The 23638-nt window shown below is 37.2% G+C and carries 16 protein-coding genes; 12 read left to right on the top strand and 4 right to left on the bottom strand.

Annotated features, from left to right (window positions below):
• Positions 1-89: 89 nt before the first annotated feature.
• Positions 90-1256 (bottom strand): methionine adenosyltransferase, encoded by a 1167-nt coding sequence (gene metK / locus HX005_RS14265; RefSeq protein ID WP_107009125.1) that lies wholly within the window; start codon positions 1254-1256, stop codon positions 90-92.
• A 422-nt stretch (positions 1257-1678) separates the two neighbouring features.
• Between metK and argC the strand changes: the two genes are divergently transcribed.
• The 8 genes from argC to pepN all read left to right on the top strand — a co-directional run bounded on the left by argC (position 1679) and on the right by pepN (position 11547).
• Positions 1679-2734 carry an N-acetyl-gamma-glutamyl-phosphate reductase gene (argC, locus tag HX005_RS14260; protein WP_286377909.1) on the top strand — a complete coding sequence of 352 codons (1056 nt, stop codon included), beginning with the start codon at positions 1679-1681 and terminating at the stop codon, positions 2732-2734.
• A gap of 79 nt (positions 2735-2813) precedes the next feature.
• Positions 2814-3563 (top strand): DUF6776 family protein, encoded by a 750-nt coding sequence (locus HX005_RS14255; protein WP_107009147.1) that lies wholly within the window; start codon positions 2814-2816, stop codon positions 3561-3563.
• A gap of 18 nt (positions 3564-3581) precedes the next feature.
• Entirely contained in the window at positions 3582-3998 is a 417-nt protein-coding gene (gene clpS, locus HX005_RS14250) for an ATP-dependent Clp protease adapter ClpS (RefSeq protein ID WP_286377856.1), read from the top strand.
• Between the two features lie 9 nt (positions 3999-4007).
• Positions 4008-6284: an ATP-dependent Clp protease ATP-binding subunit ClpA gene (gene clpA, locus HX005_RS14245; protein WP_286377855.1), complete on the top strand. Its 2277-nt coding sequence runs from the start codon at positions 4008-4010 to the stop codon at positions 6282-6284.
• Positions 6285-6344: 60 nt separating this feature from the next.
• Positions 6345-6698, top strand: a complete 354-nt coding sequence (locus HX005_RS14240) for a YnfA family protein (RefSeq protein WP_107009121.1) — start codon at positions 6345-6347, stop codon at positions 6696-6698.
• A 174-nt stretch (positions 6699-6872) separates the two neighbouring features.
• On the top strand, positions 6873-7430 hold the full coding sequence (locus tag HX005_RS14235; RefSeq protein ID WP_502872750.1) for a 1-acyl-sn-glycerol-3-phosphate acyltransferase: 558 nt from the start codon (positions 6873-6875) through the stop codon (positions 7428-7430).
• A gap of 231 nt (positions 7431-7661) precedes the next feature.
• On the top strand, positions 7662-8411 hold the full coding sequence (locus tag HX005_RS14230) for a YebC/PmpR family DNA-binding transcriptional regulator (RefSeq protein WP_286377854.1): 750 nt from the start codon (positions 7662-7664) through the stop codon (positions 8409-8411).
• 526 nt (positions 8412-8937) lie between these two features.
• Positions 8938-11547 (top strand): aminopeptidase N, encoded by a 2610-nt coding sequence (pepN, locus tag HX005_RS14225; protein ID WP_286377853.1) that lies wholly within the window; start codon positions 8938-8940, stop codon positions 11545-11547.
• Between the two features lie 116 nt (positions 11548-11663).
• Here the strand turns inward: pepN and HX005_RS14220 are convergent, their stop codons facing one another.
• On the bottom strand, positions 11664-11840 hold the full coding sequence (locus HX005_RS14220) for a hypothetical protein (RefSeq protein ID WP_286377852.1): 177 nt from the start codon (positions 11838-11840) through the stop codon (positions 11664-11666).
• Positions 11806-12384 (bottom strand): site-specific integrase, encoded by a 579-nt coding sequence (locus HX005_RS14215; RefSeq protein ID WP_286377851.1) that lies wholly within the window; start codon positions 12382-12384, stop codon positions 11806-11808. Before HX005_RS14215 ends, HX005_RS14220 begins: the two co-directional genes overlap by 35 nt.
• Positions 12385-12396: 12 nt before the next feature.
• On the opposite strand from HX005_RS14215, the gene HX005_RS14210 reads away from it, so the two are divergent.
• A complete protein-coding gene (locus HX005_RS14210) occupies positions 12397-12645 on the top strand; it encodes a hypothetical protein (protein ID WP_286377850.1) in 249 nt (82 codons plus the stop codon).
• A gap of 55 nt (positions 12646-12700) precedes the next feature.
• On the opposite strand, the gene HX005_RS14205 is transcribed toward HX005_RS14210, so the two are convergent.
• The gene (locus tag HX005_RS14205) at positions 12701-13330 is read right to left on the bottom strand and encodes a DUF4124 domain-containing protein (protein ID WP_286377849.1); all 630 of its coding nucleotides are present in this window, start codon (positions 13328-13330) and stop codon (positions 12701-12703) included.
• Positions 13331-13616: 286 nt separating this feature from the next.
• Between HX005_RS14205 and HX005_RS14200 the strand changes: the two genes are divergently transcribed.
• The 3 genes from HX005_RS14200 (at position 13617) to HX005_RS14190 (ending at position 23629) form a co-directional block, all read left to right on the top strand.
• Positions 13617-13964 carry a hypothetical protein gene (locus HX005_RS14200; RefSeq protein ID WP_286377848.1) on the top strand — a complete coding sequence of 116 codons (348 nt, stop codon included), beginning with the start codon at positions 13617-13619 and terminating at the stop codon, positions 13962-13964.
• The gene (locus tag HX005_RS14195; RefSeq protein WP_286377847.1) at positions 13964-14353 is read left to right on the top strand and encodes a hypothetical protein; all 390 of its coding nucleotides are present in this window, start codon (positions 13964-13966) and stop codon (positions 14351-14353) included. Before HX005_RS14200 ends, HX005_RS14195 begins: the two co-directional genes overlap by 1 nt.
• Positions 14354-14470: 117 nt before the next feature.
• Positions 14471-23629: a GNAT family N-acetyltransferase gene (locus HX005_RS14190; RefSeq protein WP_286377846.1), complete on the top strand. Its 9159-nt coding sequence runs from the start codon at positions 14471-14473 to the stop codon at positions 23627-23629.
• The last annotated feature ends 9 nt before the right edge of the window (positions 23630-23638 follow it).

The following is a 23638-nucleotide window of genomic DNA, read 5'->3' as shown; positions in this document are numbered from 1 at the left end:
GTTTCTTAAGGTAAATTAACCAATTAGGATAGGGAATAAAAAAGCTCGCATTTGCGAGCTTTTTTTGTTAGATCAAATAAGATCTAAAATTATAAGTTTGCAGATGCTTTTAATGCTTCAACTTTATCTGTTTTTTCCCATGTAAATGCAGTATCAGAGCCTTCACGACCAAAATGACCATACGCTGCTGTTTGCTTATACATTGGTTGAATTAAGTTCAACATACGAGTAATACCGTATGGACGTAAATCAAAATGTTCACGGACTAATTGAATAATCAATTCATCTGATACTTTGCCTGTATTAAATGTATTGATTGAGATCGAAGTTGGCTCAGCTACACCAATCGCATATGACACTTGAATTTCACATTTGTCAGCGAGACCAGCGGCAACAATATTTTTTGCAACATAACGACCTGCATAAGCAGCAGAACGGTCAACTTTAGATGGGTCTTTACCAGAGAAAGCACCACCACCATGACGCGCCATACCACCGTAGGTATCCACAATAATTTTACGACCTGTTAAACCACAGTCACCTACAGGACCACCAATGACAAATAAGCCTGTTGGGTTAATATGGAACTTAGTCTCTGCATGGAACATATCCGCAGGAATAATTTTTTTCACGATTTCTTCAATCACAGCTTCTTTTAAGTTCGCTTGTGAAATATCAGGATCGTGTTGAGTTGAAAGTACAACTGCATCTAAACGTACAGGTTTACCATTTTCATATGCAAAAGTTACTTGGCTTTTAGCATCAGGACGTAACCATGGTAATGTACCATTACGACGTAATTCTGCTTGTTTTTCCATTAAGCGATGTGCATATGAAATAGGTGCAGGCATAAGTACATCAGTTTCACGGCTTGCATAACCAAACATTAAACCTTGGTCACCAGCGCCTTGATCTTCTGGTTTTTGACGGTCTACACCTTGTGCAATTTCAGGTGATTGTTTACCAATCATGTTGATTACTGCGCACGTTGAACCATCAAAACCTAAGTCAGTATGATGATAACCAATACCTTTTACGGTATGGCGTACAACTGCTTCAAAATCAATATTGGCAGTTGTGGTAATTTCACCCGCAAGAACGACAGCACCTGTTTTTACTAACGTTTCACAGGCAACGCGTGCATATGGGTCTTCTTTTAAGATGGCATCCAAAATAGCATCACTAATTTGGTCCGCCATTTTGTCTGGATGGCCTTCGCTTACTGATTCAGAAGTAAAAACACTGTATTCGCGCATGAAAATCCTACGGCTATTATTTTTTAGATGCGTTATGTTACATCTTGTTGCCCATAATCACTAGGCTATTATCATGAAAAAAATGAATTAGATATATAAAATAATTCATTTAACCCTATAAAAACATTCAATTTCAATATGCTAAAGTCGTTAAGCATGCCATTTTTTTGCTTATTAAATAGCTGAATAATTAAAATTATTTAATATATATCATGTATATATTTATAGATGAAGTGGGGGTGGTAAAAGTTTTATGTATAAATGAACATTGTGAGCTTTGAAAAAGGTGTGATTGAGGTATTTTCAGACAAAGGCTTTGAGAATGTCACGAAATAAAAAGAAAACCGAGTGAAATAGTTTAGAAAAGGAAAACTTCCTGTCATACTACAGGGTGATAAAATGGATACTTTAAAATTGAGGTAATAAACGTGATTTCAGTTGGTATTGTCGGGGGCACAGGTTATACGGGCGTTGAATTGTTGCGTCTTTTACTACGACACCCAAATGCACAGGTAAATGTACTGACTTCGCGTACTGAAGATGGTCGCCGTGTAGATGATATGTTTCCAAGTCTACGTGGGCATACTGACCTAAAATATTCAGACTTGAATATTGACGAATTAAAAAAATGTGATGTGGTCTTTTTTGCAACGCCACATGGTGTTGCTATGAAACATGCAGCTGAACTGGTGGCTGCTAACACTAAAGTAATTGATTTAGCTGCTGATTTTCGTTTGCAAGATTTAGTTCAATTTGAAAAATGGTATGCTTTAGAACATGCTTGCCCAGATATTTTAAAAGACTCAGTCTATGGGTTGTCTGAACTCAATCGCGACAAGATTAAACAAGCACAAGTTGTAGGTAATCCTGGCTGTTATCCAACCACAGTACAGCTAGGACTTGCGCCTTTATTTAAACAGCAAGACATTTTAATTAAACCTGAAAGTATTATTATTGATGCAAAATCTGGGGTTTCTGGTGCAGGTCGTAAAGCAAGCTTAGGCATGATTTATTCTGAAAATGCAGATAACTTTAAGGCTTATGGCGTTGCAGGTCACCGTCACCATCCTGAAATTGTAGAAGCACTCGAAAATATTTCAGGTCAAAAAGGTGTATTTGATCATATCGTATTTGTGCCGCATTTAGTGCCAATGATTCGTGGTATGTTAAGCACGATTTATGTCGATTTAACAGATGCAGGCGATGCTTTAGATTTACAAAGTTTATATGAAACATTCTATGCGCATGAACAATTTGTTGATGTAATGCCTGCAAATAGTTTACCTGAAACACGCTCAGTACGCGGTGCAAATCAGTTGCGTATTGCTTTGTATAAGCCACAACCGAAAAAACTGGTTATTTTGTCTGTGCAAGATAACTTAGTAAAAGGTGCGGCAGGACAAGCTGTACAAAATATGAACTTAATGTTTGGTTTTGATGAAGATGCAGGTCTACAAGGCATCGGATTATTACCATAAAAAACGCTTTTCAACTTCACACACATTTAACTTTGCGGTTAAATGTGTGGTTTGATGCAACTACTGATCAGAGATGACGATGCCAAATACACAAACAAATACCGCGTCACAGCCGAGCCCAAAGTCTAAAAAAACATTAATGAATGGCAACTTGCCACTTCTGGCAGGTGGTGTCGTTTTATGTGCAGGTAGTATGCTTTTGGGCTACACCGTTGGACATCGTCAGGGTTTAACAGTGGTCGGGTATGATGCAGATGCCGAACAACTTGTTGAAGTTGTTGAGAAGCAAAAAGCGACTTTAACAACTTTAAATAAAAGCCTAAATGCTGCGGTACAAGAGCGAGATGTTGCAGTAGGCAATACCAAAGATCTTTTTGATGCGTTAAATCAAGCGAAGTCGGATAAAGAACAAGTCGATGGTAAAAATGCTGTCTACCGAGATGTATTAAAACAGCGAGGTGGACTAAGTTTAACTGTACAAAATTTAGCAGTAAAAGCTTTACCTGAAAATGCGTATGAATATCAAATTGATTTAGTTCAAGTCAGTCCAAATAATCGTCGTGCAACAGGATCGGCTGAAATTCGTTTAATTAGTGGTACAGAAGTTCTAACTGTGCCTATGGAAGATGGCAGTTATAACTTTGAAGATTTTGAACGTTTGACAGGACGTTGGACAATGCCAAAAGGTTTTAGTCCACAGTACATTGAAATACGTCTCAATGGTGCAACACCTGTTGTTAAACGTTTTAGTTGGTCTAGAGGCAAGGCAGTAGAAAGTTCAGCAGCATTTGCTTCTGAAGTTCCACAAGCTGAGGCAAATGCTCAATAACTTATGAATTTAAAATATATGCGAATCCTTAAACGTCAAATTAGTTTAAATGCGATGAAATCTTCTTTTGACCAGACTGGATATGTTGACTGGCATTTTAATCCACGTTTAAGCGAATCCCAGCAAAATGAAGACCATGAAGGGGATACTGCTGTACAAACAGCACCTCCTCAGTTGAAGCGTCCTCCAATGTATGCTGTTGTTTTATTGAACGATGATTACACGCCAATGGACTTTGTAATCGAAATTTTACAACAATACTTTGCATTGAATCTTGACCAAGCCACTCAAGTAATGTTAACAGTACATTATGAAGGAAAAGGTGAAGCTGGCGTCTATCCGCGAGACATTGCGGAAACAAAAGCTAACCAAGTAAATAATTACGCTCGGTCTCAAGGTCATCCGTTACTTTGCCAGATTGAGCCAAAAGAATAAGGGGGTTACATGCTCAGTCGTCAATTGGAAGTTTCTTTACGTTTGGCTGTTAGCATGGCTCGTCAAAAGAGACATGAGTTTCTTACGGTTGAACATTTGCTATTGGCTTTATTAGATAATGACTCTGCTGTTAATGCTTTAAAGGCATGTGGAGCAGAAATTGTCAGTCTACGTAAAGAATTAGAAGAATATGTAGAACAACATACACCAAAACTTGGTGAAAATAGCGATCAAGCACCACATCCAACAGAGAGCTTTGATCGTATTTTGCAACGTGCGATATTCCATGTGCAATCAAGTGGTGGAGATCGTACGGTTGAGGGTGCGGATGTTCTCGTTGCAATGTATTCAGAACGTGATTCTTTTGCAGTTTACTTGCTCAAATGTCATCAAATTAATCGTTTGACTTTAACTCAATATCTATCGCATGGTGGACGTAAAGAAGAAATTCAAGTTGAAGAAGAATCTGATGATTTAGAAGGCGAATCACATGCCTCTGCAAATGCTGGACCATTAGAGCTTTATACATTGAATTTGAATGTCGAAGCACAAAAAGGCAAAACAGATCCATTGATTGGTCGTGAAAAAGAAATTGAGCGTACAGCACAAATTCTTTGTCGTCGTCGTAAAAATAATCCATTGTTAGTGGGTGATCCAGGCGTTGGTAAAACTTCTATTGCTGAAGGTTTGGCTTGGCTCATTGTGAATGGTAAAGCGCCAAAGCCGCTTGCAAATGCAGAAGTATTTAGCTTAGATATTGGTGCTTTAGTTGCAGGAACGAAGTATCGTGGTGACTTTGAGAAACGTTTAAAACAACTTTTAAATGCTTTAAAGAAAAAGCCAGAAGCTATTTTATTTATTGATGAAATCCACATGATCATTGGTGCAGGTTCTAGTATGGGCAGCACAATGGATGCCTCGAATTTGATTAAACCTGCTTTGGCAAATGGTACTTTACGTTGCATTGGTTCAACAACGTTCCAAGAATATCGTCAAGTCTTTGAAAAGGATCATGCTTTATCACGCCGTTTCCAAAAAATCGATGTGAATGAGCCATCTATTTCAGAAACCATTGATATTTTGCGTGGTTTAAAATCTAAATTTGAAGAATTTCATCATGTTGAATATGATGATGCTTCTTTAGTTTCAGCGGCTGAGTTATCTGCTAAGTTTATTAATGATCGTTTCTTACCTGACAAAGCCATTGATGTGATTGATGAAGCAGGTGCGCAGCGTCGTTTAAAAGCTGAAAAAGATGGTACGCTCATTACTGTTGAAAATATTGAAGATATTGTTTCAAAAATTGCACGTATTCCACCAAAAACTGTTTCTAAAGATGATAAGTCTGTACTTGAACATTTAGAGCGTGATTTAAAACGTGTGGTCTTTGGACAAGATGAAGCAATTATTGCACTTTCATCAGCGATTAAGCTCTCTCGTGCAGGGTTAAAATCTCCAGATAAACCAGTGGGTAGTTTTGTATTTGCAGGTCCAACAGGTGTAGGTAAAACAGAAGTCACCAAACAATTAGCAAAATTGTTAGGAGTTGAGTTTGTACGTTTTGATATGTCTGAATATATGGAGCGTCATGCAGTTTCACGTTTGATTGGTGCGCCTCCAGGTTATGTAGGCTATGATCAAGGTGGTTTACTCACTGATGCGATTCATAAAAACCCACACTGTGTTTTATTGCTTGATGAAATTGAAAAAGCACATCCAGATGTCTTTAATTTATTACTTCAAGTGATGGATCATGGTGCATTAACTGATAATAATGGGCGTAAGTCAGACTTCCGTAACGTGATTATTGTATTAACGACAAATATTGGTGCAGAAAGTATTTCACGTACCAGTATTGGTTTTACTGAGCAAGACAATAGTAACGACAACCAAGAAGCAATGAAACGTGCTTTTGCTCCAGAATTCCGCAATCGTTTGGATGGTGTCATTCAGTTTAAAGCACTTCCAACCACAGTGATTGGTTCTGTTGTTGATAAGTTCTTAACAGAATTACAAGCACAGCTTGATGAGAAGAAAGTTGTACTTGATGTAGATCAATCCGCTCGTGATTGGATGGCTGAAAATGGCTATGATCGTCAAATGGGTGCACGTCCAATGCAACGCCTAATTCAAGAACATTTGAAAAAACCGCTTGCGGAAATGATTCTTTTTGGTGAGCTTGCAGATCATGGTGGTAATGTTGCTGTTTCTGCGAAGAAAGAAGATGGTAAGGCAGTTGGTTTAAAACTTGAAGTTTTTGAAGATGAAACTGCTGAACCTGCCTAATTTTATTTGAAATAAAAACCCGTGTCATAAACACGGGTTTTTTATTTTAGGATTGAACTTATGGATGTACAGTTTTCTAAAGTCATCATGACATTTTTTTTATTTGTAGTGACTGCGATTGCTGAAATCTTGGGATGTTATTTTCCATATCTGATTTTAAATCAAAATAAAAGCCATTGGTTATGGATTCCTACGGCATTGAGTTTAGCTGTATTTGTATGGTTATTAACTTTACATCCTGCTGCATCGGGTCGAATTTATGCAGCTTATGGCGGAATTTATGTTTTTACTGCACTGATTTGGCTCAGATATGTTGACCAAATGAGTTTAACGCGTTGGGATCTAATGGGTGGGGCAGTCGTTTTATGTGGTGCTGCATTAATTATTTTACAGCCAAATGGTTTAGTCCGATAAATTTGAGTATAAAGAGAAATAAGAGGGTATTTTTAGTCTGATGTTGCTGATGGTTGTATTAAATTTGCACATCACTACAAATATCATCTTATTGGGATGTAATATATCATTGTAATTTTTAAAAAATACTTTCAAAATCTTGACTTCTATTTTTTAGTCATCGGTTAGATTTATATGAAAAAATTAGGTGAACTCACCTTCAAACTTGCTGGTGTAAAGTATCATGTTGAACCCAATGTATTAGAAAAAAAACAAGTGATTATTGGTTTTGAACATACTTCAATGATGGATGCTGTTTTATCATTGGCACTTTTTCAGATTTATCATATAAAAATTCATACGTTGATTAAAAAAGAGCTATTTAAAGGTCCATTTAAACCTGTCTTAGAAGCATTGGGTGGTATTGCTGTTGACCGTAAAGCCAACCAAGATATCGTTGCACAAATGGTCAAACATTTTCAAGAAAATGAAGAATTTAACTTGGTCATTGCACCTGAAGCAACACGTGCAAAAGATGGTGAAACACGTAAACCGATTCGTACAGGTTTTTGGCATATTGCAAAAGCTGCCAATGTTCCGATTGTATTGATGTATATCAATAATAAAAATAAACAAGGTGGCATTTTTGGAAAAATTTATCCAACTGATTTAGATCATGATTTGGCTTTACTGAAAGAAATGTATAAACAGCATGCTGATTTAGATATCGAAATTCCAAAGCTGAAATCTTAAGGTCATGAATAATTTTTTATTTTTATAGTTCAACGTTGGTTTTAATTTTATAAGACAATGAGATTGTGTTAAATGTAATGCAATATACAAGTTAAACTTAACAAAATTTAGGCATTCATACTTTTGTATGTAAAATCAAAAATCAAAGGCTTTCTCATAAAAAAGCGCTTATGGTAGAATTACCAACAATTTGATTTGGCATCAAGCCAATCTATAAGGAGCATATTTCGCATGGCGGGTCATTCCAAGTGGGCCAATATTAAGCATCGTAAAGCAAAACAAGATGCGAGTCGCGGTAAAGTTTTTACCAAATATATTCGTGAAATTGTAACGGCTGCTAAACTTGGCGGTGCAGATGCAGCAAGTAACCCACGTCTACGTGCAGTCGTAGAAAAAGCACTTTCAGTCAATATGACACGTGATGTCATCAACCGTGCAATCCAACGTGGTGCGGGTGGTGAAGATAACGACGATTTAAAAGAAATTACCTATGAAGGTTATGGTGTAGGCGGTGTTGCTGTTATTGTTGAAACAATGACGGATAACTTAAACCGTACTGTTCCTGATGTTCGTCACTGTTTTTCTAAAACAGATGGTAACTTGGGCACAAATGGTTCAGTTGCATTCTTGTTCACAAAACGTGGCGAAATTACTTTTGAAGATGTTTCTTTAGAAGATCAAGTGATGGAAATTGCGCTTGAAGCTGGTGCTGAAGATATTGAAATTGATGAAGATGAAATCTTAGTCATCACAACACCTGAAGCATTTGGTGATGTGCAAGATGCTTTAACTGCAGCAGGTTTGAAATCTGATAATGCAGAAGTAGTGATGAGCCCATCAACTAAAGCTGAAATCACAGATATTGATCAAGCGAAAAAAATCATGAAAATGATTGATATGCTTGAAGATTTAGACGATGTTCAAAACGTGTATACCAACGTTGAATTCTCTGATGCAGTTTTAGCTGAATTAGATGCTTAATGTTGGATTGATAAAAATAGGGTTTTGATTGAGTTTAAAATCGTATTTTAAAAACGCCGAATGTGATGACATTGGGCGTTTTTTATTGATAAAAATTTAAATGTGTGACGATTTTGATATCAAAATATAATTTCAGATTTGATATGCTGCTTATAAAACTAAAAATAGCCTAAGTATTTTTTAAGGGGCAAAAAGAATTTCATAAACATCCCCTATAAAATAGGTATTATCATAAGTATTGCATTTTATGGTGATTTTTTGATTTTGTATAAAGCTTATAGAGAGATAGTTATTATCATGTAGAATTTCCTGAAATTCCCATGCCGCATCAAATTATTTTTCTCAATTTATTTTGACTAAATATACGTCATATCAATCTTATTTCACATTGAATAGATTGAAAATAAGATCACAAAGACCCATATAAAAAGACAAAGCAATACACAGACAAATTGTGCAATTTGACCTATGATCAAATGACTTTACACATATAAATCTGAGTAATACAACAGAATTAGGACATCATATGAATATCGCAGCTAATCCAGTGATTGAAGCAGATCAAACTGTTTATTTAAAAGATTATCAAAAACCTTCTTATCTTGTTGATTCTATACATCTGGATATTCAAGTCTATGATGATCATACCCTTGTTAAAAGTAAGCTCGTGATGCAGCGTCAAGCTGCTGGTGATTTGGTGTTGTTGGGTCGTGATCTTGAGCTTCAATCCATTACGCTGAATGGCAAAACGCTGACCAATGAGCAATATCAACTTGATGCTGAACAATTGGTCATTGCCAATACGCCTGATTTAGTCGAACTGAATATTGAAGTATTGATTCATCCTGAGTCAAATACTCAGTTAGAAGGGCTTTATCAAGCTGCGGATAATCTGTATGTAACGCAAAATGAACCTGAAGGTTTTCGTAAAATTACCTTCTATCCTGACCGTCCCGATGTGCTTTCAGTCTTTACCACACGTGTTGAAGCAGACAAAAAATTTCCTGTCCTCTTAGCCAATGGTAATTTGATTGAGGCAGGTGAAGCAGGTGAAGGTCGTCATTATACCGTTTGGCAAGATCCAACCAAAAAGCCAAGTTATTTATTTGCATGTGTGATTGGCGATTTGGCAGTACTGAAAGATCGCTATACCACTTCTGAAGGTCGTGATGTCGCTTTGGAAATTTATGCTGAAGCCAAAGATATTCCAAAATGTCATATTGCGATGGAAGCATTAAAACATTCGATGCGTTGGGATGAAGAGCATTACGGTCGCCCTTATGATCTTGATAATTATATGATTGTGGCGACAAGTGCATTCAATATGGGGGCAATGGAAAATAAAGGCTTAAATATTTTCAATACCTCATGTGTACTTGCAGATGAAGAATTTACCACCGATGCTGCAATCATGCGTGTGCAATCCGTCATTGCCCATGAATATTTCCACAACTGGACAGGTAACCGTATTACTTGTCGTGATTGGTTCCAATTGTGTTTAAAAGAAGGCTTAACGGTGTTCCGCGATCAGTCATTCTCAGAAGATTTACAATCGGCTGCGGTACAACGTATTGATGATGTTGCTGTTTTAAAATCACATCAATTCCCTGAAGATTCAGGACCATTGTCTCATCCACCACGTCCTGACCATTTTGTGGAAATTAATAATTTCTATACTGCTACTGTTTATGAAAAAGGTGCGGAAATTAACCGCATGATGGCGACATTGCTTGGTAAAGAAAAATTCCGCCAAGGGACAGATGAATATTTTAAACGTCATGATGGCCAAGCGGTTACGGTTGAGGATTGGGTTGCAGCATTAAGCGCAGGTTCAGGCGTAGATCTATCGGCATTTCTCATTTGGTATAACCAACCAGGTACACCAAAATTGCAAGCCCAAGGTGAGTATGATGCTGCCAATCAGAGCTATCGTTTAAGCCTAAAACAAAGCTTAAAAGCACATGCAAAATATCCAAACCTCAAAGCTGTTCCGATTCCTGTAGCATTGACTTTATTTGACGCTGAAACTGGTGAGCAACTGGTATTGAATGCTGAAGCTTTGTTTGAAAATGGCGTGAAAGATGGTGTCTATTTATTTGATCAAAATGAAGCAAGCATTGAATTTACAGGCTTAAAAGCTGCACCTGTGGTGTCGTTATTGCGTAGTTTCTCTGCACCTGTAAACCTTGAATTTAACTATTCAGATGAACAGCTTGCATTCTTATTGCAGTATGAAACCAACGGCTTTAACCAATGGCAGGCTGCTCAGACTTTGCTTGAACGTATTTTGTTGAATGGTCATGATGCACAAACTTATCTTGATGCGATTCAGAAAACTTTACCTTTCGTCATTGCCAAAGATCCACTATTGGCTTCGCGTTTATTTGATGTACCGACTGAGGGTTATTTAGGTAGCCGTATTGATCAAGATTATAATCCTATAGTGGTCAATGAAGCGCGTGAAGCTTTGTTGAATACTTTGGCACGTGAATTGGGCGGTTTTGTTAAAGAAACTTATCTGAGCCTTGACCCAATTGCACAAAAAGAGTTTTCTCAGGCAATGGGTGTGCGTGCGCTGAAAAATATCATGCTGAGTCTGCTTGCACGTCAGGGGGATAGCGAAGTCTTTGATTTGGCATACGAACAGTACCAAAATACCGGCAATATGTCTGAGCGTTTAGGTGCTTTAAAAGTCTTGGTCTGGAATGATGCACCTCAGGCACAGGAAGTTTTACAAGACTTCTATACACGCTTTAAAGATGAAGCTTTGTCATTGGATCAATGGTTTATGATTCAGGCAGCACATCCAAAAGCAACCGCAGAAAGCATTGCTTATTTAACCTCTCATGCTGATTATGATTTGGCTGTGCCGAACCGAATCCGTTCAGTATCAGGTGGTTTAAATGCTAATCCTGTCAATACTTGGAGTTTTGGGGTTCAGCATTTTATTGATCTGGCAAAATATTTGGATGAGAAAAATCCGATTGTGGGTTCTCGCTTATTGCAAGTCTTGTCACGTTGGTACACTTTGGCAGAGCCACAGCGCAGTCAAGTGAAAGCTGAGCTTGAAGCGTTGAAATCTCAAGTGAAATCTAAAAATGTCAGTGAAACCCTAAATAGTATGTTAAGCATTTAATTTTAATTAAGTATTTGATATATAATAATTTAGTCAGCTATTTGCCTTGTTTTTATAGGGCAAATAGCACTTTTAGAACTTATAGAAAACAATAGTTTAAGTTGTGGTTTTGCAGGTTATTTTTCTGTCATTTCTGCAAATGGTAATCCAATTCCAATATCAACATCATTCCAAATAATTTCATGTCCAGACTCATAATGTTCAGTCATTTTTGCAGAAGTATGTCCTGCTAAAGCTTGAGCACTACGTCCAGCCTTCTTATGTAAAAAAAATAGCCAATGCTCTAATTTCATGAAAACTTGGACGTTGCTTTGATGAATATTTTGGATAGGCATTGGTTGGTGTTACTAACTTAGAAAAAGTTTTAGTGATATATTGTTTATCTAATTGAGTGATGTGTTCTTTCACAATGTCAATATTTGGACGACCTTTACGTTTTGGTATCCTATGAATAATAAAAGGGCTTTCAATACCATCATTACAGCGGTCTAAAACTTTTTGTAGCTCATTATCAATTTTAATTCGTACATATCCAGCACCTTCAGAAACTTCAAATTCATCTTCTGGATCATCTGTGGTTTTCTCTTGAGCAACATGAAGATAGCCATCAATAATATCACTCCATTTCATATTAATAATATCAATACGTCTTTGTGTAGTAAGCATGGCAAGATCGATAGCATTTTTCATCCATGGTTCTGCTGCATTACGAATTTTTGCTAAACCTTCAATTGTGTGTCGTTTTCTTTCTTTATGCGGAAATTTCCTTAAAGTTAATTTTGCTGGGTTGTTGGTACATAAACCTTTACTGACAGCAATATCAAATATTTCTATCAAAATAGATCGAGTTTGGTTAAAGCCAATGGTCGAGATCGTTATATGACTGTAGGTGGTGGACAAGAGTGGAATGAAGCATCAGGTATGATGATCAATCGTCCACAACAATTATTTGATACTCAAACTCAGCAGTACCTCAATGCTCAGCCTACACAGCAACAGACAGGTCATAAGGGCTCATTTGAGGAGGGTAAAGTTTATACTGATGCCAATGGCAATAAAGCTGTATATCGCAATGGGCAGTTTCAGTCTGTGGGATAAAATATTTTAATCATTTTGAGAAAAAGCCAATTCATCTTGGCTTTTATTTTTATATTTAATTACACTGCATTTGACCACCTATATCCCGACAAACACGACCATTATTATAATAAGTACCATTATTGCCATTATATCGATTGCCTTGATTATCCCAACAACCTGATCCATCACAACTAGTCATATGTGTAGGGGCTTGAGCTTGAGGCATGGGTGCAGAATAAGAGCCATTTGAGCTTGAGTCGCTATCACCACTAGATACATTTACTCCATCCATTGCAGCGAGAGTTCTTAATTGGTTTGCGGTTAACTGACCATTTTGAGAACCTTTATATGGTGTGCTCGCTTCTTGAATAATTTTTTGTCGTAACGCTTCTTGCTCTGGTGTCTGTTGTGGTGGTGGATTTGGTCTATTCACAGGTCGATGATAAGCATCACGTGGATCGCGATAAGTTGTTGGAATAGATGAATTAGATTTAAACTCGTAAGGTTTATTCGTTGATTGAGTTTGTGTGGTGTTGAGGGATCGAATAGTTTCAATAGGTTGGCGCTTAATACCATTTGGAGGTGGTTTACTTGAGTAGGTCACATTTCCTTTCGCATCTACCCATTTGTAAATCTCTCCGTTTGTAATAGGACTAAATAAAAAAGCACCCAAAAATAGAATTGAAAGAAGTTTTGGTTTCACAGTACACCTTATTAAAATTATTAGTTTGAGAAGACAAAATTTTTGCTGATAGCAATTCTAGATTAATTTATTCAGTATTTGAACATGATATTCAAAGGTTGGTGACTTTGGGAATATAAGAATTGGAATAAGTAGATTTTGAGTTAAGTCATACTTGGGGTGAATCAGTTACTTATTTTTTTATTTAAATTGTGATGTTTATAACAAAAATGTAACCATAGAATTTAGGTTTTTGAGTATACTAGTCGACTTCAATGAATTAAATTTCAATAAAGAAGTATTATTAATGAAGATTAAAATAATTTTATTATCATTTCTTATTTTTAATTCTATGGCTGTTTTAGCCAATGATGAAAATAAAGCCTATGATTTAAATTCAAAATTAAGAGATGCTCCGTTGTCCTTGACTGTTTCTGAAAATAATCAAGAAAGAATTAAACTTTATAGTTCTATTAGTAGTCAATTTGCTGCATTGAGCGTACGTAAAAATAGCGCTGTTTATAGCAAATTTAAATCTGAAATAGAAAATAAGTGTAATGCATTGAAAGTAAATAATATGGACAGTGTAAGTTCTGCGTATTGTAAAGCCTCACTAAACGGTACAATCTATTTCAAAATGCCAGGTGAACAATGATGAAAATAAAAACATTAGTATTATTAGGACTTTCAGTGATGAGCTGTACAAGTTTTGCGAATAGTAACTTAGAAAAGTCATATCAAAATATTCAAAATACAATGTGTGCTGACAATCCGTATGGGGATAGTGTAGCTTGCTATTCTAAACAGCATAAACAGTTTAGAAATTTGGCGGATAAAATACGGGGTAATAATCCACCAACGAATAAAGCAGCACAATGGAATACTACTATCAAGAACATTAATGCTCTTAATGAGCTTTGCACTAAAATTTCTAAAATTGAAGCTCCTATGGAGGGTGCAATGGGTTTGGGAGTAGAAGATGCGTGTCAATCAGAAATGTTATCGATTGCACCATATAAAAGTTATCAGTTATTTAAGAAGTAATACATCATTTAGTGATGATGAGAAACCACCTTCGGGTGGTTTTTTATTATCCCCCTCTAAGGTTCGACCCAATCCATAATAAAAACCATGATTGACGCATATCTTTAGGAGTGTGTCATGTCTGATTTTGAAAATAAAAACAAAGCTAAAAGTACTTTTGATCCGAATACTGCCAAGCCTATTGATACTCCATTAGTTGCAAAATCAGATGGTTTTAATTTTGATCCAAGTACTGCAAAAGAAGAAAAAAAAGGAGTATTGGGGCATTTAAAAGATACAGGTGCATCCTTAATGAGTGGACTGGCTGGGGCAGCAGAAGCAACCACAGTGGGTTTGGCTGATTTGTATACTGAAGGTCGAGTAGGAAAGGACATTGATCATTCAGGCTATTATAAGTTGGGTGAAGCACAAAAACATTGGTCTGATCAAAAAACAGAGATTGCCAAAGAGCAAGAAAAGACCCGACACAATACAGATGGCATTTGGAATAAAACCAAATATGTTTTAGAAAATCCTTCTCAACTTACAAATGCTGTTGCTGAATCATTGCCCTATATGTTGGGCGGTGCAGCATTGGGACGCGTATCCAAAATTGCAAATCCAAGTGTTGCAGGGGCAGTAGGTGAAGGTGCTGTCATGGCAGGATCTCAAGCAGAAAGTATTCGTCAACAATCTGATGATGAGTTGCTCAATAGTGGACAGGAAGCGGTTGCTGCTGGGACAGGTGTGATTGGAGGTTCTTTAGGTGCCTTTGGCGGATGGGTTGCTAATAAGGTATTTAAAGTTGCAGATGTAGATACTGCACTCCAAACAGGTCGTCTCACTCGTGAACAGATAGGTGAAGCTACTTCACAAGTTAAAGCAAAAGATATTCCTTTATCTATAATTAAAGGTGCATTTTCTGAAAGTTTTTTAGAAGAGCTACCTCAATCTATATCTGAGCAGATTTTACAGAATTTGGCGTTGGATAAGCCTTGGCATGATGGTGTTGAAGATGCAGCCGTCATGGGTACTTTGGCAGGTATGGCAATGGGTGGCGCGGTAAGCGGTGTGGGTAAAACTGGTGATTGGTTTGTTAATAGACACAACCCAACGATACAAGAGCTTTCAGAAAGACAGCAACAAAGACAATGGGATCAAGAAGATAATATAACACAACAGCGTTTGCAGGATTATTACAATCTAAGATCACAACAAGAACAAGAAAAAAATTGGAATGCACATGATGATCCGAAATCTTTAGCCGATTTATCACATTATATTAATAATCAAAAAGGACGATTTCTAAATCAACCTATAGAAGAAATGGGAAATTTAGGAAATCGAATCGGGTATCATCCAGACGAGGTTGATTTAAACCATCAATTAGCTGTACCTAAGGACGTTATTCAGGTATCTCCAAATGGAGAGGCTTGGACTTCTGAACAGCGTCATGGAATACAACAAGAAAAAAATGATAGACGATTAAGAGGTGAGAATTGGGTGGATGTAACGCCAATCCCTAAAAAATCTGAACAATTAGGTATTAATCCAAATGATGGACCAATGTCATCAGCAGCAGCTTTGGCGGTGGATAGTGGTGCATCACCTATAGCCCAGTTAGGTTATACAGAGCAACAAAACACTTCAAATAATACAACACCTGTGGATTTCCAAACACAGCATGAATCTAAGGTTAAAGATTTATATGCTCAAGGGATGGGTGAAAATATCACTTTAAAAAATGGTGAGCAAGTTCGTTTAATTCAAACAGTGGATGAAGCAAATGGTGAAGGTGCTTACAATTTAAATGCAGTCAATCAGGATGGTGAAATTGTTGGAAGCCTTGGATACTTTACTGTTGAAGATGAAAATGGCAACCGATTCAATTCACAGTTACATGTAGATGAGCAACACAGACGTAATGGTATTGCTACAGCAATGTATGATTATGCTGAAGCGAATGGTGCAAAAATCCCAGAGCTTGATGCTACAGCGGGAGTATTACGTACAGAGCAAGGTCAAGCATTTCGTGAAGCACGTAATGCACGTCAAAATGGCATAGAACCAAAGCAAAAAGATGTACCTGAATTTAATATTGATCAAAAGTTAGAGAATGTTGACTATAGTATTGATTGGCATAAAGAAAATATTGAACTTGCGACCAATGAGTATGATAAAAAGCGTTCTCAAGATGCAATCAAAGAATTACAAGAAGAACGTCATGACTTGGTGCAGAAGAAAGATGCCAATTTAATTTTAGGTGCAGATGGTCAAAATAAGTGGTTTGGTAGTCAAGCTAAAGCTGATGCATTTATTGCTAAAAAAGAACTTAGCAATACTCATCATGTTGTACAGACCGAAAATAAACGTTTTGAGATTCAGCCGATTATTACTGAAATTCAAGATCATAATTTAGCGGCGAATACATCTAATCAAAAAGGTTTTCAAATGGAGGCTTTGGATCATGGTGTTTTAAATGTGCCATTGTCCAAGCGAGGTGATATTGATCAACAAATCGATCAATATAAAAAAGAACAAGCAGTGATTGAAAAGGATCAACGAGATGTTCGTAAGATAGATCACCAAAAAGCACAAACTGTTGCTAAATCTTTGTTTAACCATTTAAGTAAACAGCATATTGAGTATTATGCTGATCGCGCCAAAATTACTGTAAATGCTGCAACAAAAGAATTAAAAAGTATGGCGCACTGGCAGCCGAATAAAGCAATAAAAATCTATAATGCATTGAAGGAGGTTCAGCAAAAATCACAATCTGAACTTAGTGTACCTAGCGAAATTACTGAACTTGAGCAACAGTTTAATGCGATAAAGGGAAATAGCGTTAAACAGGCTATTGAAAAAAGTAAAATTAAAAAACAGATTGATCAGCTTAAATCCCAGCACACTGAAATTACTACAACACCATTTGGTTCTGAGCAAATTCAAAAACAATATGGTGATACAGTTGAAAGTGTCATGTCTGATATTGAAATTTTGGGTGATGATTTCACAATTGATTTGCATGATAACAAAAAAAAGACCAATGCATTAAATAATCCTAATTATAACGCTGTGCAGAAAGCTGACGGTTCAGTAGAAATTGTAGGTATGAAGCATCCAACTACAGGAGAATGGATAGGACAGGAACCTGCATCACAGCAAGATTTACAAGATAGTGCTGAAAATATACGTGCTGAAAAAATCCGCCAAAAAGATATAGCTGACATGCATAACAGTGTTTATGGTTTGGCTACAGATGAACAGTTACAGGAATCACTGAAACATTTAAATAAAGAAATCAAGAAAGCACAAAGGCAAAGTGAGAATGAAGTTGTCAATGGAAAGCGTAGCACACGTAAAGCTGTTGCATCTGGGGCTTTGGATCGTTTTTTAAAAAATCGTGTGGATTTGGAAACTTATATTAAGGCGCGTAAGAATGGGGAACTAAAGCAAAGAACAAAAAATATAAAAGATTTTAGCCGTAAAATAGCAGAACAAACACAGGTAAACGTTATAATTCAATCGGATTCTGAAATTGGGCAAAATGGGGTAAAACGACTAGATAACATATTTACTGAAATTTCTACCAACCAATTTAAAGAGAAAGAGAATGATCGATTTACCTCACGAAGTAAAAGTCAGCAGCAGAGTCGAGATCGCTCAGATCATTTACCAACAAGCGACACCAGAGCAAAAAATTCAAATGGAATCACTGCTGAAGCGAGTGATGGAACTTCAAGTGCTCGCCCAAACAGTGACCCAAGGACGCAAGAAGATTCAACACGAACTTCTCAATCTGATATTTCAGATGGGTCATATTTTCACCACAGACAGCGAAGTATTCTTCAAGATTCAGAAAGAGGTCGTGGACAAGCACTGGCAGGAGTATCAGAAAAAAATCAGCGATTAAATTCAACTTTTGGGGTTTTTAATCTGAGTCGTGCTGTTAAGCACATTATTTCGCTTTTTAATCATCTCAAAATGACCGCTACACAAGATGCGTCTTCTAGTGGACGTATCAATCTCAGTCTTAATGATAGGATCAGGGTCAGCAAAGTTGGGGATATGAATACCAATGGGTTTAGTGTTCAGGTTATTTCTAGTTTTAGTGATCTTCCGAAAGTCATACAAGATAAGGCAACCTACCAAAATGAAAATGGCGAAACCCAAAATTATGATGTAAGCGGTGTTTGGCATGATGGCACGCTTTATGTGGTTGCTGATCAGGTTTACGGGGATAGCAATAAACAGCTTACTACATTTGATGCTTATGAGGAATTATTGGCACATGAAATTGTTGGGCATTTTGGTGTACAACAGATATTTGGTCGAGAATATAAAACCAAGTTACAACAATTGTTTAATGCACTTGGTGGGCTGGAGGGGATCCGCAAAATAGCTAAAGATAATGGCGTGAATATGCAGCAATTTGAAAGTGCATATATTGAACCATATATCCAAGGTGTAAAAGATGAAATTTATACTGAATCTGATGTTCAGCAGGCTTTGGTCGGTGAGCTATTTGCATTTGTTGCACAGAATGCTGAAAAGAAACCCTTTGTGCGTCAGAAATTAAAAGAAGTGCTTGGTTATATCCGCCAATGGTTTCGTGATCGTGGTTTTGATAAATTTCTATCACGTTATAATGATGCTGACCTCATGATGTTTTTGGCAGAAGCTCGTAAGGCTGTGGTCGATCAACGTTATTTTGGAAAGTATAAAGATCAAAAAATAGAAACAAAACAAGATTCTAATATTCCTCAATATAATCGAAATATCAAACCTACCACGCCTATAGCTATTCAATCTGATTCTGAAATTGGGCAAACGCATTTTATTCCAAGCCACCTAATGGACTCGGTGAATAAATTGGGTGATGTCGTTGATGATTTGGCATTGATGAGAACGGAAGGAGTTGAATATGATCACGACTATGCTGTTCAGTTGCTCAATAAAATTGCTACTTTAAATCCAAATATAGAGGTTATTTTTACACGTAATCCTAAGCTCGCAACAGGATTATCAGAAGGTGGCTATTATCTTTTTAGTCAAGATGGTACTGAAAAAATCTATATCTATCCACAGGGTAATTGGGAAAGTGATATTTTAAGCTTGGTAAATCATGAACTTGTACATGCTGTGACATATCAGGCAATCGCCCAAAATAAAGTTACCAAAGACGATCTAAATTTTTTAAAAAAAATGAGTGAGACGCTTAGAAATTGGATGTTTAAAAATCCGATGGCGTTAGATGAGTGGATAGAATATCGTTTTGATTATGGTATAAATGATCAATATCATAATGAATTAATAGCAGTATTTACCGCTGAATCTGATGTGCGTCAGTCATTTTCTTCATTACAGGAGCAACTTTTCAATGAGTCAAAAGAGCAAGCAACAAATTTTGCAGGAACACAAAAAAATGACCATGCAGAATTTCAACAGACTCCCTCAAGAGATCCAGCAAGTACTGAAAGATCTTCCTCAGCAAGTCGAGAAAGCGCAGAGAATAGGGCAAGTCAATCTGAACGACAGGATAATTCAAATAGAACTAGAGAAACTAGGACTCAAGTACACTTTTTAGATGAGTTTGACGATATTGTTCAAAGAATCATGGCGTTAAACCATGAGCAACACAAACAAAACAGAAATGCTGAAAAGAATAAGGATAAACCTTTATACAGTCGTCAATCAGCGAGTAACTCAGGTTCTACAACCCAACAAGTACACGATGTTCTTGTAGATCGTTTTGGTAAAGACACTATTAATGAGTTAGAGCGTCAAGGTAAACTTGAAATCATTCAAGACTATCAGGTTCAAGGTGTTGAGGGCTTTTATCATAATGGTAAAGCTGTACTCGTTGCATCAAATCTGACTGCTGAAAGCATCGTTCCAACATTCCTGCATGAGTTGGGTGGTCACGCTGGTTTTCAAAATATGATGAACCAGAAGCAATATAATGAGTTGATGCGTCAGTTTGATAAGTTGGTTGAACAGCGGCATCCTGTTGCTTTGGCTGCAAAATTACTTGCGGAGCGTGAACAAGGCTCTGAACGTCAGCAGCTTGAATATTTGCCCTATTTATTAACGCTTTCAGCAACAATGCAACAACGCAATGTGATTCAACGAAATGCACTGCAAAAGTTGATAAATAATATCGTTTCGTTTGTCAAAGCATGGGTATTTGATCAATTTGGTATCAATCTTAATTTAAAGCCTGATGACATGCTTGCTTTGTCGGAACGGATGATCCAAAAAAATAGTGCTGCTATACAAAGTAAAGAACAACAAAACCCAAGTGCAGTTTTTAGTGAAAAGACAAAATCTGTATTTACTGATGCTTTTACCATTGCCAAAGATGAACAGCAACGGATTGCAAAAGAAATTGATGATTTGCTTAGCACACTTAAATCATTACCAGATCCAGTGAAAATGAAAATGCCGCCAGTATTGTTAGCATTGGATGGGGTAAATGGTTTAAGTGTACAGGATTTACCACTACATTTAGATCGTCAAACTATTCGTAAAATGATGGGGCGTGTAGATGGGAAGCAAGATGCAGGACATCAATTAACTTTAGATCAGGTAAAACAATTAATTAATGAAATTACCAATCCTGTTATGGTTTTTAAGGATGGGGCTAATGGGGTGGTCGTCATTACTGAAATGAAAGATCGGCAGGGTAATCCTGTACTCAGCGCCATTCATTTGAATAAAAAATGGAGAGGATATGAGATTAATGATATCGCTACCGCATTTAGCAAAGATAGCACCCCACACATTTGGTTTAATAAGAACCAAAATAATATTGTTTATTTGAACCAAGAAAAAAGCCAAGTATTTGCACGATCGTCCTCTCACCAATTAAGAGGGGCGGTGCAAAACATCTTGGCTTCTAATAAAAGCTCTAAATATCCTACGCTTCCCCACTTCTTAGGGCAGTTGGAAACAACCCATGTGGGAGTAGTAGGTACTAGAACCTTTGATGAAAGTCCTGCATTGGTACGATCAGTTCCGACACAATTACGGAAGATGGTTCACCAAAACAAGACTTCTAATCAAACTATACTTTCACCTGAGGATGTTGTCAATTTCGTTGAGCAGTCCAACAGTTCTTTATATAGTCGTCAATCTCCTCAGAAAATGATGGATGATCTTGCACAAAATATTAAAAATATGTCTGTGAAATCAATCAAGGATAAAACAGGTTATAAGTTTACGGATTGGTTGGGTATTGGCTTATCGGCATTAGGTCGTCGACAACTGACAGAAATCTATTCCAAGTTATTGCCACAGTTAAATAAATATAATGAATTGGCTGCTCAAATGGATGCAGATAAAAATGATGCAGGTGCTGAAGCAGATGGTATCGTGCGTGAGTGGGCAAATCTAAAAGATGAAAATGAGCTTGCAGATTTGATGCATGATGCGACTTTAGCAAAAATTGACCCTGCTCAACCTTATGTATCAGGTGATAACCGTATTAAGTACCAACAGTTGAGACAAAATTTCAATGCTTTATCACCTGAAGCTCAGGTTATGTATATCAAAGCACGTGATGCTTATAGAAAGCACTATGCAAAAGTTCAGTCTGCAATTAAAGATCGTATTTTAAGAGCAGCTTTATCGAGCCAGAAGAAAGCGGATCTGATCAAGCAAATGGATGATCAGTTTTATGGTTATATTAAAGGTGTTTATTTTCCCTTAGCGCGTTTTGGGAAATATGTTGTGGTCGTACGTAATCAAAATGGTGATGTTGAAAGTGTAAGTCGTGCTGAAACCATGGGAGAGGCACAAAAAATACGTTCTGAGATGTTAACGAAATTCCCACAATGGAAAGTTGAACCTGTGATTCAAGATAAAGCGTTTCGTTCTGCACATGATGCTGTTGGGCGTGGTTTTATGTCGAATTTATTTGATGAAGTCGCTAATTTGGGACTGTCGAGTGCAGAGCAAGCGTCTTTTGAGGATACGTTGAATCAGCTTTATTTGTCATCTATGCCTGATTTATCTTGGGCAAAGCATGGGATTCACCGTAAGGGAACGGCTGGATTTAGCCAAGATGCACGACGTGCTTTTGCACAGAATATGTTTAGTGGTGCCAATTATTTGGCAAAGTTGCGTTATGGTGATCAATTGGCTGATCAGCTAGATGCGATGCAAAAACATGCTGATGATCAAATTAAGCAAAATCATCAATATAATCAATCCACAGCACAAAGTGTGATTGATGAAATGAATAAACGTCATGAAAACTTGATGAACCCTAAAGGGCATCCTTTATCAAGTGCATTAACCAGCTTGGGCTTTATTTATTATCTAGGGCTGTCACCAGCAACAGCGATGGTTAATTTATCACAAACTGCATTGGTGGCTTATCCATTGATGGGAGCCAAATGGGACTTCGACAAAGCAGGTAAAGAATTGTTGAAAGCATCCAATGATTTTAGAAAAGGGTTGGAATTTCATAAAGTGAAATGGCAAGGCACAAAAACTGACCTTTATAAGGCGGTTAGCTCTGATATTTCCAAATTTTTAAATAAGGATGAGCAAGCAGCATATCAAAAAGCAGTAGATTCAGGAGTGATTGATGTTACTCAAGCACATGATTTAGCAGGAATTGCACAAGGTGAAGATAGTGGTGTAATGTGGAAGACACGCCCAATTATGCGTGCAGCGAGTGTCATGTTCCATAGTGCTGAACGATTTAACCGTGAGGTGACTTTTATTGCAGCGTATAGATTGGCACGCCAGTCTGGTGCTCATCATGATTTGGCTTTTGATCAGGCAGTAGACGTAACATATAAAGGGCACTTTGATTACAGTTCTGGGAACCGCCCACGTATTATGCAGGGTAATGTTGCTAAAGTTCTTTTACTGTTTAAACAGTTTGGTCAGAACATGCTTTATACCTTGGCTCGTCAGACCTATCAATCTATTAAAGGTGAAACGGATGCTGAGAAAAAAGAAGCACGAAGGGCTATTAGCGCAATTTTAGCAATGCACGCAACTTTTGCTGGTGCATTAGGTTTACCTGGTGTTTGGTTTATCATGGCTATTGCTTCAGCATGGGGAGGTGATGATGACGAACCATGGGATGCAGAAATCGCATTACGTAATTATTTGGCTGAAGCATTTAACCCCACCATTTCAAATCTACTGATGAAAGGTGCGCCACGTGGTGTTGGTATTGATGTGTCTAGTCGAGTTGGTATTAACAATCTTTTATTGCCTGATGTACAAGAAGGGCTTGAAGGTAAGCGTTGGGCGGAATCTGCTATGGCTGGGGTTTAGGACCAGTAG

Source organism: Acinetobacter sp. R933-2 (assembly GCF_030325485.1).
Classification (GTDB): Bacteria; Pseudomonadota; Gammaproteobacteria; order Pseudomonadales; family Moraxellaceae; genus Acinetobacter; species Acinetobacter sichuanensis.
The sequence above is the reverse complement of the archived record's forward strand: the minus strand, read 5'-3'. Positions and strand labels throughout refer to the sequence as shown.